This window comes from Serratia sp. CY47444, assembly GCF_052168635.1.
GTDB classification, from domain to species: Bacteria; Pseudomonadota; Gammaproteobacteria; order Enterobacterales; family Enterobacteriaceae; genus Serratia; species Serratia bockelmannii.
This window is the reverse complement of the sequence record NZ_JBJNMH010000022.1, coordinates 67,299-82,015: the sequence shown is the minus strand read 5'-3', so window position 1 is coordinate 82,015 and position 14,717 is coordinate 67,299. Positions and strand designations below refer to the sequence as shown.

Annotated in this window: 12 protein-coding genes and 1 tRNA gene; 8 read left to right on the top strand and 5 right to left on the bottom strand. The window is 54.9% G+C overall.

Annotated elements, in window-relative coordinates; genetic code table 11:
• Positions 1 to 5: 5 nt before the first annotated feature.
• On the bottom strand, positions 6 to 839 hold the full coding sequence (locus tag ACJ8IL_RS22195; RefSeq protein WP_143779445.1) for a helix-turn-helix domain-containing protein: 834 nt from the start codon (positions 837 to 839) through the stop codon (positions 6 to 8).
• 665 nt (positions 840 to 1,504) lie between these two features.
• Here ACJ8IL_RS22195 and ACJ8IL_RS22190 point away from each other — a divergent pair.
• The 3 genes from ACJ8IL_RS22190 (at position 1,505) to ACJ8IL_RS22180 (ending at position 5,737) form a co-directional block, all read left to right on the top strand.
• A complete protein-coding gene (locus ACJ8IL_RS22190) occupies positions 1,505 to 2,953 on the top strand; it encodes a UvrD-helicase domain-containing protein (protein ID WP_442516834.1) in 1,449 nt (482 codons plus the stop codon).
• Positions 2,947 to 4,656, top strand: a complete 1,710-nt coding sequence (locus tag ACJ8IL_RS22185) for a TraI domain-containing protein (RefSeq protein ID WP_442516833.1) — start codon at positions 2,947 to 2,949, stop codon at positions 4,654 to 4,656. The genes ACJ8IL_RS22190 and ACJ8IL_RS22185 overlap by 7 nt, the downstream gene beginning before the upstream one ends.
• A gap of 67 nt (positions 4,657 to 4,723) precedes the next feature.
• Positions 4,724 to 5,737: a tyrosine-type recombinase/integrase gene (locus tag ACJ8IL_RS22180; RefSeq protein ID WP_442516832.1), complete on the top strand. Its 1,014-nt coding sequence runs from the start codon at positions 4,724 to 4,726 to the stop codon at positions 5,735 to 5,737.
• A 198-nt stretch (positions 5,738 to 5,935) separates the two neighbouring features.
• Here the strand turns inward: ACJ8IL_RS22180 and ACJ8IL_RS22175 are convergent.
• Positions 5,936 to 6,011, bottom strand: a tRNA-Phe gene (locus ACJ8IL_RS22175).
• A gap of 706 nt (positions 6,012 to 6,717) precedes the next feature.
• On the opposite strand from ACJ8IL_RS22175, the gene speF reads away from it, so the two are divergent.
• Positions 6,718 to 8,883 carry an ornithine decarboxylase SpeF gene (speF, locus tag ACJ8IL_RS22170; RefSeq protein WP_049208424.1) on the top strand — a complete coding sequence of 722 codons (2,166 nt, stop codon included), beginning with the start codon at positions 6,718 to 6,720 and terminating at the stop codon, positions 8,881 to 8,883.
• 50 nt (positions 8,884 to 8,933) lie between these two features.
• Here the strand turns inward: speF and mltC are convergent, their stop codons facing one another.
• The 3 genes from mltC to mutY all read right to left on the bottom strand — a co-directional run bounded on the left by mltC (position 8,934) and on the right by mutY (position 11,443).
• Positions 8,934 to 10,010, bottom strand: a complete 1,077-nt coding sequence (gene mltC / locus ACJ8IL_RS22165; RefSeq protein ID WP_004937402.1) for a membrane-bound lytic murein transglycosylase MltC — start codon at positions 10,008 to 10,010, stop codon at positions 8,934 to 8,936.
• A gap of 63 nt (positions 10,011 to 10,073) precedes the next feature.
• On the bottom strand, positions 10,074 to 10,346 hold the full coding sequence (locus ACJ8IL_RS22160; RefSeq protein WP_004937404.1) for an oxidative damage protection protein: 273 nt from the start codon (positions 10,344 to 10,346) through the stop codon (positions 10,074 to 10,076).
• Positions 10,343 to 11,443 carry an A/G-specific adenine glycosylase gene (mutY, locus tag ACJ8IL_RS22155; RefSeq protein ID WP_197811735.1) on the bottom strand — a complete coding sequence of 367 codons (1,101 nt, stop codon included), beginning with the start codon at positions 11,441 to 11,443 and terminating at the stop codon, positions 10,343 to 10,345. Before mutY ends, ACJ8IL_RS22160 begins: the two co-directional genes overlap by 4 nt.
• 177 nt (positions 11,444 to 11,620) lie before the next feature.
• Here mutY and trmB point away from each other — a divergent pair, with 177 nt between their 5' ends.
• From trmB to ACJ8IL_RS22135, 4 genes are all read left to right on the top strand, one after another.
• Positions 11,621 to 12,340: a tRNA (guanosine(46)-N7)-methyltransferase TrmB gene (gene trmB, locus ACJ8IL_RS22150; RefSeq protein WP_043141355.1), complete on the top strand. Its 720-nt coding sequence runs from the start codon at positions 11,621 to 11,623 to the stop codon at positions 12,338 to 12,340.
• A complete protein-coding gene (locus ACJ8IL_RS22145) occupies positions 12,340 to 12,666 on the top strand; it encodes a YggL family protein (RefSeq protein ID WP_308369900.1) in 327 nt (108 codons plus the stop codon). Before trmB ends, ACJ8IL_RS22145 begins: the two co-directional genes overlap by 1 nt.
• A 289-nt stretch (positions 12,667 to 12,955) precedes the next feature.
• Complete coding sequence (glsB, locus tag ACJ8IL_RS22140; RefSeq protein WP_004937414.1) at positions 12,956 to 13,879, top strand: glutaminase B; 924 nt, start codon at positions 12,956 to 12,958, stop codon at positions 13,877 to 13,879.
• 30 nt (positions 13,880 to 13,909) lie between these two features.
• Complete coding sequence (locus ACJ8IL_RS22135; RefSeq protein ID WP_025304254.1) at positions 13,910 to 14,632, top strand: DUF2884 domain-containing protein; 723 nt, start codon at positions 13,910 to 13,912, stop codon at positions 14,630 to 14,632.
• The last annotated feature ends 85 nt before the right edge of the window (positions 14,633 to 14,717 follow it).

The following is a 14,717-nucleotide window of genomic DNA, read 5'->3' as shown; positions in this document are numbered from 1 at the left end:
ATCATTCACTCAGGGAAATGTTTATCCACCAATGACTTTATTACACTGGCTTTTATCGGTTTTTCGTGAGGGCCAGTGATATCATAATCATTTATTGCGCTGGCGATCTCACTATCTACAATTCCAGGCAGTTGCCCGGTAAGAACCAGTATCATAGCGTTATTATTCTCTGTCTTCCTTATCTCTTTTATCGTATTGAAAGCGGTTTTTTCCCCAACGACCCAATCCAGGATGTATGCATCATAAGGGGTGTTTATCAGACGTTCTTCTAATGACTCAATGTCATAAAATGCATCAACAAGATATTCATTATTGGCAATTATTTCTTTGAGACTGTCTACAATGTTTTTGTCATCATCAAGAATTGCGATTCGGTGTTTTTTTAGACTCTGCTTTTGAGGGTAGAGTTGAATTATATCAATGTTGCGCTTCGACTCAAACAATACATCGTCCTTTATATCGTTAGTGTGAAAAACAACCCATTCATCGTTGATTTTCACGGCTGAGTATTCAGTTGCATCATTGGTTTTTACTTCGGATAAATATATTTTGCATTTAACATGGGTCTTGCCATCATTCCAGACGGCATCATGCACTTCATTTATTGAATAATTATAGATGTCGAAGAAGTCACTCGTTGTCATACCGATAGAGTCAACTACTTTAACCAGTTGCGATACCTCCCAATTTGATGCGCCGCTCATCTTTTTCTGTGCTGCAGCTATGGTGATCTCCAGAACGCGGCTGGTGTGGCTAATATGCTTTTGTTTTGGAATGCCTTTCATCGTCATCGCTTTGGCAATGACTTCCCCCAGGGCAGTTTTATTGTTGATTGCCATCTCCCACCTTCAGCCTGTTTCGGTTTAAAAAACAGCCATCATTGTACACTCAAAGTTGTTTTTTTCAATAAAGCTGCACTCTGTAATGTCTCAAAATGATTTAAATAATCGCCATAGTGTCATTTGTATTGACAGAGAGTCACATTGGTTGTTAAAAAGAAGTCTGAGTGTGGAGGCTCGCGGTGCTTAACTGAGGCTTCTAAGCGTTATGTTCATCTCCTTTCGGGAGAGCATAACGCTCAGGTGATGCTATAGCGCACAACACCAGAGAAAGCGCCCACTCAGCGTTTGGGGGTATAACCAAACGATGCGGAGGGATGCGCAAAAATCATGAGGGTGGACTTTTCATGTGTAGATGCATTTTGTGAATCGTCGGAACGCCCCGTAATAAAATCACCTGATATTTGTTGTTCTTGGCACCAGGGAAACCTGATAAAAACACAATAAAACAATAGATTGTTAGCTTTGGGGTTGCCTTCGGAGGTATAGGCTTCCCCACTGTTTTGCCCTAAGAGACTCCAGCAATGAGGGGTTGATAGCTGTCTATCAACCTGAACACGGCTGACTGCGGGAATCTATTTCTTTCGGGAAAAGGTTTTTCTGTGGTACTGGCCGTACTGACCTGCGCAGGATAAGCGCCGGTCAAGTTTTACGGAGTGCTGCTTATGTCTTATTGTGATACACCTGAACAGGCCGCCATCATTGGTTGGTCCGGCCATCGCCTGGTGGTCAGGGCGTTTGCCGGCACCGGTAAAACGTCTACATTGGTCCGTTTTGCCCAGGCAAACCCGGATTGCAGGATGCTTTATCTTGCCTATAACCGTGCAGTCAGGGATGAGGCTGAGCAAAAATTCCCGTTTAACGTTGAATGTAAGACGTCGCATCAGCTGGCCTGGCCTAACTTCGGGCGCCATTATCAGCGGCGGTTGACAGCTAACCTGCGGATCACTGACGTTGCTCGCCAACTCAATACCCGCTATTGGCCGCTGGCACGCACATCTATCACGACCTTTAACGCTTTCCTCTGCAGTGGGGATGGCGAATTGGGTTTGCAACACTTGCCTGATGAAGACTCACGCAGTGGTTTGTCGCCAGATAAAATCCTGGCAGCGGCGCAATTGCTCTGGCGTGAGTCTGCACGCCAAGATGGTACTTTCCCTGTCACCCATGACGTTTACCTCAAGCTGTATCAGCTCTCTCAGCCCGACCTTTCCAAACGCTGGCAGACGCTCCTGTTTGACGAGGGGCAAGACGCGAATCCGGTGACGCAGTCACTGGTACTGGCGCAGGGTTGTAATGTGGTGTTGGTTGGCGACCGGCATCAACAAATCTACCGATTCCGTGGCGCGGAAAATGCCCTCGATGCTCCTGAGTTGGCCGATGCGGACCAACTTTACCTGACACACAGTTTCCGTTTTGGTCCTGCCGTGGCCCAGGTGGCCAATATGCTGCTTGCGCGGCAAGGCGAAACGCTATCTGTGGTCGGGGAGGGGGGAAACGACAGGGTTGTTGGGTGCATACCTGATGACGTGAAGGGTCAGCCTGTTGCCATATTGAGCCGAACGGTGGCTGGGGTCATCGGCGCTGCGCTGGATGCCAGCCTGGCAGGGAAGAAGGTCTACTGGGTTGGGGGTATCAGCGGCTACAAAACGGAAGAACTGGAAGATCTGTACTGGTTTTCGGCGGACATGCCTGAGCGAATGCAATCTCCGCGGCTGGCGCGAGAATACCGCAACTTTGAGGAATTTGAGTCGGTTGCCAGAGCTACCCGGGATGTTGAAATGAACCAAGGCCTCCGGTTACTCGAACAGTACTTCCCGCTGCCACAAAAGCTGCAGGTGATGCGTGAGCATGCAGTGACTGATGAATGCCAGGCTCAGGTAACCGTTTCGACGGCGCATCGAAGCAAAGGGCTGGAGTGGTCTGTGGTGGTGTTGAATCATGATTTTGCCGATATCACAGATCCCCTGATGGCCGACTGCGAACGTACCGATGAAACCAACCTGCTGTATGTCGCTGTGACCCGGGCCCGGCAAACGCTGGTACTGAATGAATTGCTCCAGATGTTGATGGACAGCGAGGGTAATGATATCGCCGGAGGCCTGGCATGCTGAAGGCTATCAAAGAACTGCTGGTTGGAACCCGGGTTATGCCGGCAAATCCAACGGCAAGCATTTCAGCCTCTCAATGTCCTGTAGGTTATTTTATGCCGGCATCCGCAGAGCAGCTTTTGAGCACGGCCTCTCGTCAGCAGTGTTTGCAGCAGCTGTGGGAGAACAGCGCACTGCCCAAAGATCTCTATGAACATTTCTATCTGCAACCCTTGAAGCAGCTTGTTACGCTGATGCAGGTACTTCCGGCCTCGTCCCAGGGGGAGTATGCCAGGGAAGGAGGGCTGGTCGATGTTACCCTGCAGACGACGACGTATGCGGTTCGACTGGCCAAGGGGTACATGTTGCCCCCAGGGGCTGCGCCTGAAGAACAATCCGCCCAGAATGTGCAGTGGAATGTCGTGGTGTTTTATGCAGCTCTATGGCACTACCTGCCGCTGTTGAGCCAGCTGCAGGGTGAGTTCCAAAGTGGCCGTGCCTGGTTACCTGGTTTGACGGTACCGGGTGAACCTTACCGTTTTCGCTTCAGAGCCACTCCGTCAGCCTCTACCCTGGCCAGCAGTCAGAGCGCAATGATTGCGGCACGACTGCTGCCTGAAGAGCTTATTGAATGGCTGTCAACATTACCGGCTGCGATACATTCGTTGATGACGATATCGTCCAGGCAACCGAGCACATTACCTGCAATTGACGACATTATTCTGGAGGCAGCCAAACTGGCTCGTGGCGATGGTTTGTCCGTATCGCTTTTGCCGATATCCAACTCCGACACATTGGCAATAACCTTACAGTCAGTGGCGCCGGCGACAGAACATATCACTTCTTCAGTACCCGAGACTGATTTGCAAAGCGCAGTCAGCAGTACCCATCCTCCACTCGCTCAGGAGCAACTGCCGGCAGAGACATTAGATCAGCCCAACGAAAATGCACCGTTAGTCACGGAAGTGTTACTTAGCTCGGCCCTGGATGCGCCGGCTAACGATAAGCCTTTGGCTGAGAGGGTCCTGGCACCAGAAACGGTGGCTGGTGTAGAAGAAGATATGCAGGCTCTGTTGTCTTTAATGGCGGTTGAGATGTCTGCTCCGGGGAACCGGTCTGAACAGGAACTCGGGGACGCCCCTCACGAAGATGAAGGCCCACTGCTTGCCGATAATCCTGCGCTTACTGCTGAAGTGACTCAGGCAGTTGAAGCTGCAGAACTAAACCAGGAGTCAGACGCCATTGATGATATCGCTTCGGAAGCGGCATTTTCAACTCCCGAATTTTGTGTCCCTCAAACTACAGATCTCGCTTCTTCGCAATCACAGAAACTGAGTATTGAAGGCGATGAGGGGATAACTCGCGGAGAAGTCTTTTGGCGTTGGTTAGTCGATGGGCTCAATTCTAATCAGATCCTCATCAACACTGTAGAGGCGAGGGTTCATCTTGTTTCTGGTTTTGTTTTTATCACTGTGCCTGGGATTTTTTATTTGTATTTGAAGCAGTTTGGTTTGGATGGTTCTAAACGAGAGGCTCTCCAGGAGGATTTTGAACGTCTGGATATACATCGACGAATAAAGGGTAAGCGATTTTATTTTGCTCACCTGTATGAAACATCAGAACATACAGGGGCATTTAAACGAACCAAAGGTTACCTCGTTAAAGCAAGTTTGCTCTATCGAGGGGGGAACCTACCTGACGACAGTCCGGTGCTGGTGATCCCTTAACAGGGATTAATCGTGTCTTGCGGTCATATTAAGTTCGCAGGACTTCTATTTATGCTAGGGAGATATCATGCATATACCACGTGTAATGGATTGGGATACTTTGCTCGAAGAGTATTTTTTCTCAAAGGCGTTACGTCCAGAAACTGAAAAAAGTTATCGTCGTGTAGTCGCCGTTTTCAGGAAATTTATTGGATATGACACGTTACCGGATGAAGTTACGAACCGAGAGCTGATTTTGTGGCGTAGAGATATGCTGGGAAGAGGAATTACCACGAGTACCTGGAATAATAAGGCTCGCCATTTGCGGGCGATTTACAATCAGGGAATAAAGAAAAAATGGTTAAATATAGAGGAGAATCCCTTAAACGAAACGCAAGTACCACCGGGTAGTAAGCGTAAAAAAATACTGAATCGTGATCAGTTGGTCAGGATTAATCTGGTGTTAGAGCAATTTGAAGAGCGCGAAAAACATCAAGTGGGCAAAAGTCGCTCATGTGCTCTCTTTCCTGTTTGGTATTGGCGGACAGTTATCGATATTTTGCGTTCGACGGGGATGAGACAAAACCAGTTATTGCATATACGAGTGATGGACGTTGATCTTGAGGCAAACTCGATGTTGCTGTGTAAAGAAGGGAGTAAAACGCATCGCGAGTGGTTAGTTCCTATCGTCACTTTTGTTCGGGACCGCATGCGAATACTTGTTGAGCGCGCAATAGAACAGGGGGCCGAACCTGCTGATTACCTGTTCGATGTGGCGCGATTCTTGGCGCCATTGGGTGAGGTTGACTCCGAGCCGGCAATACAACCTGTCCGCTCGTTTTTCACCAGACTAACAAAAGAGTGTGGTTTTAAGGTAAGTCCACATCGGTTCAGGCATACACTGGCGACTGAGATGATGAAGTCACCTGATCGTAATTTGGCAATGGTTAAAGGTCTGCTGGGACACCGAAGTGTCAGTACAACGATGGAGTATGTTGAACTGGATTTAAAGATTACAGGGCAAGCACTTGAGAATGAATTGTCACTGTATATGGATGTCGCGCCCAACGTTAAAGACGGGCGCAGACACGCCTTGACATAACTTTAACAAGCTGTAAAAATCACCAGTGATCGAGAAAAGGACGCCTGTGGGCAAACACAGGCATCCCTTTTAAGAGGAACCTAGTTATTAACATCGAGTGTGCAAATTCGAAAAACACTGCGATATCAACCTGCTAGTTCCTTTGTTCCGCCCGTTAAAGGGGTTACCTCTAACCAGCGTGCTTTCATGCAGAATTAGTGGTGCCCGGACTCGGAATCGAACCAAGGACACGGGGATTTTCAATCCCCTGCTCTACCGACTGAGCTATCCGGGCAACGGGGCGCATTAAACCGTATTGGCCGGATGGCGTCAATCGCTTTCTGTCACAAAGCCGATCGGTTGCTCTATTTTCAGGCAGATAACCAAAAGGGGAGTGGCGCAGGGAGCCAACGCTACTCAATAAATATGCATATAAAACGTGTATTTATACCACTTTAAAATGCGTGATTTCTTGTTTTTAAATTAAATAACAATTAGTTATGCTTGGTTCAATAGGCGTTCAATCAAGACGATTCTTGCTTGAACCCCGCAACGAATCATGCAATCATTGCGCAAATTTTAGCACTCTCCGTTCCCTGACGGTGTTCCCGCTTCTTATAAGCCAGAGGGTTATTGGCATGACTGGTTTTGTTGCTCAAGCGCTGCTGAGCACCAGACATCTGACGCCGTCACCGTTCCGTCGTTGTTTCCTCCGCACGTCCTCCGCCCGAATACGCCTGCCGGCCATGCGGTAAGGCCGCCTGATGCTCGCTGTTAGGCATGCGTAAAGCCAGCGCTTCTGCCCTGATTTTACTGATGCCTGTCGGATGCTGCCAAGACCAGTTCCCCCGATAGCCGCCTGATGATCCCCCGATCATGAGCCGGTCACGCACGCCGCTTATGCTGCCGTGCCCGGGTATCGCTTTTACCGGGATAACCGCGTTATCTCATTACCGTGCCGGTGGCACACCCTCATCCTTCACCGTTTGAGAGTCAGCATGATGAAAGAATTGAAAATCGCGACCAGCGCCAGCCTGGTCGCCACCATTGAGACGCTGCGCCAGATCGTGCGCGTAGAGCAGACGGACTACACCGACGTGGCGGCGGTGGTGGTGTCGGTCGCCGACGTGGACGCCGGCATTCTGGCGCGCTTGCAGGCGACGGGGTTCGATATTCCGACCTTCGTGGCGGTGGAAGGGGACGAGCATCTTTCCCCGGATTATCTGCCGTTTGTCAGCGGGGTCTTCGCGCTGCTGGCCGGCGCCAGCAAGCCATTCTACATGGCGCAGCTGGAGGCCGCCGCAGACGCCTACGAGCAGGCGCTGCTGCCGCCGTTCTTCAAAACGCTGAAGACCTACGTCGAGATGGAAAACTCGACCTTTGCGTGCCCGGGGCATCAGGGCGGAGAGTTCTTCCGCAAACACCCGGCCGGCCGGCAGTTCTTCGATTTCTACGGTGAAACCCTGTTCCGTTCCGATATGTGCAACGCCGACGTCAAGCTGGGCGATCTGCTGATCCACGAAGGATCGGCCAAGGATGCGCAAAAGCACGCGGCGCGGGTGTTCAACGCCGATAAAACCTACTTCGTGCTCAACGGCACCTCGGCGGCCAACAAGGTGGTGACCAACGCGCTGCTGACCCGTGGCGATCTGGTGCTGTTCGATCGCAACAACCATAAATCCAACCACCACGGGGCGCTGATCCAGGCCGGCGCTACGCCGGTCTATCTGGAAACCGCCCGCAACCCGTTCGGCTTTATCGGCGGTATCGATGCGCACTGCTTCGATGAACGCTACCTGCGCGAGCAGATCCGCGAAGTGGCGCCGGAGAAAGCCGCAGCGGCACGGCCGTTCCGGCTGGCGATCATTCAGCTCGGTACCTACGACGGCACTATTTACAACGCTCGCCAGGTGATCGACACCATCGGCCACCTGTGCGATTACATCCTGTTCGACTCCGCCTGGGTGGGCTACGAAGGCTTTATTCCGATGCTGAAAGAGTGCTCGCCGCTGCTGCTGGAGCTGGACGAGCACGATCCGGGCATTTTTGTCACCCAGTCGGTGCATAAACAGCAGGCGGGGTTCTCGCAGACCTCGCAGATCCACAAGAAAGACGACCATATCAAAGGGCAGAAGCGCCACTGCAACCATAAGCATCTGAACAATGCGTTCATGCTGCATGCGTCGACCAGCCCGTTCTATCCGCTGTTCGCCGCGCTGGACGTCAACGCCAAGATGCATGCCGGCGCCGCCGGACGTCGCATGTGGATGGACTGCGTCAAGCTGGGCATCGAGACGCGTAAACAGCTGCTCACGCGCTGCTCGCAGCTGAAGCCGTTTATTCCGCTGCAGGTGGCGGGCAAGGACTGGCAGGATTACGATACCGATCTGATTGCCAACGACGCGCGTTTCTTCACCTTCGTACCGGGGGAAACGTGGCACGGCTTCGAAGGCTATGCCCAGGATCAGTATCTGGTGGATCCGTGCAAGTTGCTGCTGACCACGCCGGGGATTGACGCCGCGACTGGCCAATACACCGAGTTCGGCGTGCCGGCCACCATTCTGGCCAACTTCCTGCGCGAGAACGGCATCGTGCCGGAGAAGTGCGATCTCAACTCGATTCTGTTCCTGCTGACTCCGGCGGAAAACCCGGCCAAGATGGAACAGCTGGTGGAGATGCTGGCGCAGTTCGAGCGCTATGTTGCAGAAGACGCGCCGCTGAGCGTGGTGCTGCCAACGGTATACCGCAAGAACGAGCAGCGCTATCGTGGCTACAGCATTCGCCGGCTGTGCCAGGAGATGCACGATCTGTACGTCAGCTTCGACGTCAAGCAGCTGCAAAAAGAGATGTTCCGCCAGGATCATTTCCCGCCGGTGGTGATGAACCCGCAGGACGCCAACGTGGAGTTTATCCGCGACAACGTCGAGCTGGTGCCGATCGGCCAGGCGGAAGGGCGCATCGCGGCGGAGGGGGCCTTGCCGTACCCGCCGGGCGTGCTGTGCGTGGTGCCGGGCGAAGTGTGGGGCGGCGCGGTGCAGCGCTATTTCCTGGCGCTGGAAGAGGGCATCAACCGCCTGCCGGGCTTCTCGCCGGAGCTGCAGGGGGTCTACATCGAGAAAAAAGATCACGGCTGGAAGCGCATCTTCGGCTATATGATCAAGCCATAGAAAAAGGGCCGGTTCGCACCGGCCCTTCTCATTTATCCACGCGGGAAGCGTTACTTTCTGCGGTAGCTCTTCTGCGCGGTATTTACTTTCACCAGATAGCGGCGCGACTCGGCGGCCGGGTGCTTGGTGGTCAGCGTTTGGTACACGTCGCCCGGCTGCATGCCGTTGATGATGCCCACCGCACGCGTTCTGTCGCTGGAGAACACCCGCAGCACGCTGCCTGCGCCGCCGTTGTAAGCGGTGATCACCGCATAGCGGCGCGAGGTCGGGTTCTGAATGCCGCCCAGGTAGTTGTTCTGCAGGATAGCCAGATAGGCGGTGCCGGTGTCGATGTTGTTCTCCGGATCGAACAGGTAGCTGCGGCTCGGGGTGCCCCATTTGCCGCGCATCTGGAACACATCCTTACCGGCGGTGTGCTGCACCACCTGCATCAGGCCCAGCGCGTCCGAACCGCTCACCGCATACGGGTTGAAGCTCGATTCGGTCTGCATGATAGCCAGGATCAGCGACTCGTCCACGCCGTATTTTTCCGACGCCTTGCGCACCATCGGCAGGTATTTGTGCGCACGTTTGTCCAGGTGGTTCGGCACCAGCTGGATGGTGACCGAGTAGATCACGTGCAGGCCGGAGGTGCGTTTTTGCAGCTTGGTCTGCAGCAGGTAATCGGCGAAGTGCGCCGCGCGCCATTCCCAGCGGATCGGCGCGCCCTTGTTATCCAGCACTTGGCCGTACAGGAACGGCTCTTTGCTGATCTGGATATCGTTGGCGTCGGAATAGAGGTCGATCGAACCCGGATCGTCACCCATCAGCAGCGTGCTGATGATCGCCTGGCGCAGGTGCGCAGCCGGATCGGTGGTGGCGATGGTCTCGATGGTAATGGCGCCGGTGTCGAAGTTGATGTGGCTGCGGGTTTGGTATTGGTCGGTATATTTAACGTAGTCTTTCGGCCCGGCGATCAGAACTTCATTCAGACCCCAGATGTTCTCGATGTTGTGGGCAAATTGGCCCATCAGAATGTCGAAGCCGTTGGTATCTTTGATCCAGGCTTCGTTGATTTCTTCACTTTTTTTGCCGGAACAGGAGATCAGCAAAGGCGCTATTACGAGCAAAGCTAAAATTTTCTTCATCTTAAAGCCGTTTGGAAGAAGTATAAGAGGATTGAAGCGGGCCAGCGCCTGGCCCCAACAGCATTATTCGCTCGGCGGCGTATAGCCTTCGATGTGTACGTCGTGCCCTTCGAACAGGAACTTGATCATTTCCTCTTCCAGCAGCTTGCGGTCATCCACGTTCATCATGTTCAACTTCTTCTCGTTGATCAGCATGGTCTGCTTCTTCATCCACTCGCCCCAGGCTTCCTTGGAGATCTCGTTGTAGATGCGCTTGCCGACGTCGCCGGGATAAAGCTGGAAGTCCTGGCCTTCGGCGTCGCGCTGCAGGAAAGTACAAAAAATGGTGCGGCTCATGCTAATTCCTCATCGATGGCGCTATCGCCATATAAGTTTTGTTGGATCGGGGGCTGCTTCGCCAGCTGTTGCAACAGGCGATCTACCGGCGCTGCCAGCCCGACCGACGGCGGCTGCGCTAAGTTATACCAGAGACCCGCGCCCTCATCCATGCCGCTGCCCGCCGCGTCGAGCGACAGCCACATCGGCACGATATCGAGATGGAAATGGCTGAACGTGTGGCGAAACGCGGTCAGCTGTTCCAGGCGCTTGCCTTTCAGACCGCGCTGCTGCAGCCAGAGTTCCAAATCCACGCGCGCGCTGAACTGCGGGAAGCAGAACAGGCCGCCCCACAGGCCCACCGCCGGGCGCTGTTCCAGCCACACGCGGTCGCCGTATTGCAGCAATAAGAAGTAGGCGGTTTTTTCCGGCAGGGTCTGTTTGGGTTTCTTGCCGGGATAGTTGGCCCAGCTGTGATTGGCGTAAGACAGGCAGCCGACGTTGAGCGGGCAGAGCTCGCACTTGGGCTTGGAGCGAGTGCAGACCATGGCGCCCAGATCCATCATCGCCTGGTTGAACTGGCCGACGCCCTGCGCCGGGGTCACCTCTTCGCTGATTTTCCACAGCCGGTTTTCGACCTCTTTCTTGCCCGGCCAGCCTTCCACTGCGTAGCAGCGGGCCAGCACGCGCTTCACGTTGCCGTCGAGGATCGGATAGTGTTGGCCCAGCGCCAACGACAACACCGCGCCGGCGGTAGAGCGGCCGACGCCCGGTAAATCGGCGATTTCTGCGAAGGTTGTCGGGAACTCGCCGCCGTGCTGTGAGACAATGGTCTGCGCAGCCTTGTGCAGGTTACGGGCGCGGGCGTAATAGCCGAGACCGGTCCACAGATGCAGCACTTCGTCCAGCGGGGCCTCCGCCAGCGCGCGCACGTTAGGAAAACGGGCCATAAAGCGCTGAAAATAAGGAATGACGGTGGCAACCTGGGTCTGTTGCAACATCACCTCGGAGAGCCATACTTGATAGGCGGTTTTCTCCAGCTGCCATGGCAGGGTCTTGCGGCCGTAGCGCTGGTACCAGTCAAGCACCACCTGTGCGAATTGTTGTGCTTGCATCATGAGCAGCGTCGTTATCCGGCAGAAAATGAAGCGAGATTGCAGCATAGAGTCATGATGCTGTAAACCGGAACTTTCCGACGCCGCACGGCGGGTACAGAAGATGAACACTTGCTAAACCAATGTATCTTTGCATAATGCGCGTTTCCCTAATTGGCAGCCAAACAGACAGAAAGCACTATGATTAATGACGTCATCTCCCCGGAATTTGATGAGAACGGCCGCGCGATGCGCCGTATCCGCAGTTTTGTCCGCCGCCAGGGGCGGCTGACCAAAGGCCAGCAGCACGCGCTGGAGAACTATTGGCCGGTGATGGGCGTGGAGTATCAGACTGACGCTGTCGATCTCACCGCGCTGTTTGGCCGCGAAGCGCCGACGGTGCTGGAGATCGGTTTTGGCATGGGCGCCTCGCTGGTGACCATGGCGGGTAACAACCCGCAGCAGAACTTTTTAGGGATCGAAGTGCACTCGCCGGGCGTGGGCGCCTGCCTGGCCGACGCCCACGAGGCGAAGCTGAGCAACCTGCGCGTGATGTGCCACGATGCGGTTGAAGTGCTGGAAAACATGATCCCGGACGGCTCGCTGGACATGGTGCAGCTGTTCTTCCCCGATCCGTGGCACAAGGCGCGCCACAACAAGCGCCGCATCGTGCAAACGCCGTTTGTCGAACTGGTGCTGCGCAAGCTGAAGACCGGCGGCGTCTTCCACATGGCCACCGATTGGCAACCTTATGCGGAACATATGTTAGAGGTTATGAACGGAGTCGCAGGCTACCGTAATCTTTCCAGCGATAATGATTACGTGCCGCGTCCGGATTCGCGCCCACTGACGAAATTTGAATTACGCGGCCAGCGCCTGGGACATGGCGTTTGGGACTTGATGTTTGAGAGGAAAGAATAATGGCTAAGAACCGCAGTCGTCGTTTACGTAAAAAGTTGCACATTGAAGAATTTCAGGAGCTGGGTTTCTCCGTAGCCTGGCGCTTCGCCGAAGGCACGTCGGTGGAAGACATCGACAGCACGCTGGATACCTTCATCGATGAAGTGATCGAGCCGAACGGCCTGGCGTTTGACGGCAGCGGCTACCTGCAGTGGGAAGGTCTGATCTGCCTGCAGAAGATCGGCCACTGCACCGACGAGCAGCGCGAGCTGGTGAAAAACTGGCTGGAAGCGCGCAAACTGACCGACATTAAGGTCAGCGATCTGTTCGATATCTGGTGGGATTGATCGCGCTTGCCCGATGAGCGCGGCTTCGCGCCGCTTATTTCCCCCTAAATAATTGGATTTGCATCACGGCGGCAAGAGTGTGAGTCCCCAGGAGCTTACTTCAGTAAGTGACTGGGGTGAAAAATCTGCCGGGAGCAGATTTAAACGCTGCTTGCAGCGGCCCCGAAGGGGTGAGGCCCACGGATGGGCCGAGTAACTGCGCAGCCAACACAGATGCGGATTCAAGTATGACGGGGATGGATTTAAGGTGCCTTAACGGCGCCTTTGTTTTGCCCGGAGTGTGACCGAGGTGGTAACAACATTGGATAACGCGCTGCTGGAGGAGATCCTGCAACAGGTGCGCCCGCTGATTGGCCAGGGGAAAGTGGCCGACTACATCCCGGCGTTGGCGGAAGTGCCCGCCGATCGGCTGGCGATCGCCGTCTGCACGGTGGACGGCGAACTGTTCCAGGCCGGCGACGCCGCGGAGCGCTTCTCCATTCAGTCGATCTCCAAAGTGCTGAGCCTGACGCTGGCGCTGACGCGCTATCAGGAGCCTGAGATCTGGCGGCGCGTCGGCAAAGAGCCTTCCGGCCTGCCGTTCAACTCGCTGCTGCAGCTGGAGATGGAGCAGGGTAAACCGCGTAATCCGTTTATCAACCCCGGCGCACTGGTGGTGTGCGACATGCTGCAAACTCGGCTCAGCGCCCCCAAGCAGCGCATGCTGGAGGTGGTGCGCCAGCTGGCCGGCGAAGACGACCTGGCCTATGACCTGCGGGTGGCGCGCTCCGAGTTCGAACACTCCGATCGCAATGCGGCCATCGCCTATCTGATGAAGTCGTTCGGCAACTTCGAGAACGATGTGATTACCGTGCTGCAAACCTATTTCCACTACTGCGCGCTGCGCATGAGCTGCGTGGAGCTGGCGCGCAGCTTCGTCTATCTGGCCAATCACGGCCGCGATCTCAGCGGCGAGGCGGTGATCAGCCCGCTGCAGGCCCGGCAGATCAACGCCCTGATGATGACCAGCGGCATGTACGACGGCGCCGGCGAATTCGCCTATCGGGTGGGGATGCCGGGCAAGTCCGGCGTGGGCGGCGGCATCGTGGCCATCGTGCCGGACGAGCTGTCGATCGTCGTCTGGTCGCCGGAGCTGGATGCCTCCGGCAACTCACTGGCGGGAACTGCGGCGCTGGAACTGTTGTCTCAACGTATCGGTCGTTCGATTTTTTAATCCCAATCTGGATGGGAGTCAGGAGAAGCTATGTTGAAGAAAACCGGGTTAGCCTTACTGCTGCTGGCGGCGACTGCCGCACAGGCCCACGCCGAGTACCAATGCAGCGTTAAACCCCAGGATGATGTGATCATCAGCCCGCAGAGCGTGCAGGTGAAAGGCGCCAGCGGCGACCTGCAAATTTCGCCGGATGGCGACGTGATCCGCAACGGCCAGGCGCTGAGCCTGAGCGACAGCCAGCGGCAGAAAGCCTTCAGTTACCAGAGCGCCTTGCGCAAGCAGCTGCCGTGGATCGACGACGGCGCGCAGAAGCACCTGGAGAAAGCCCGCTCGGCGCTGGATAAGGTGATCGTCAAAGAGCTGGGCAGCAACAGTAACGTGCGCAACCGGCTGACCACCCTGAATGGCCAACTGAAACAGCAGATGAACCGCATCATCGAACACCGCAGCGACGGTCTGACCTTCCACCACCAGGCGATTGACCAGGTGGAACAGGACGGCCGCAACATCGTGCAGCAGAGCATGGGCGGGGTGCTGCAGGACAGCCTGAACGAGATGGGCGTCAAACAGGCCGCCAACAGCGGCGGCAACCCGCTGCAGGCGATCATGGGCAACCTGGGCGGCTTGCAGAAGGCGATCCAGAACGAATGGAACAACCAGGAGCAGGACTTCCAGAACTTCGGTCATGACGTGTGCAACCGCGTCACCGCACTGGAAACCCAGCGCAAGGATCTGCTGAAGGCGTTGAAGTAACGGATAGGCATAGCCGCCGTGCGTTCTTTGACCTCACGACGGCTATCTGAGAAACTGGCTAAACTATAATCAATCGGCAAAAGGA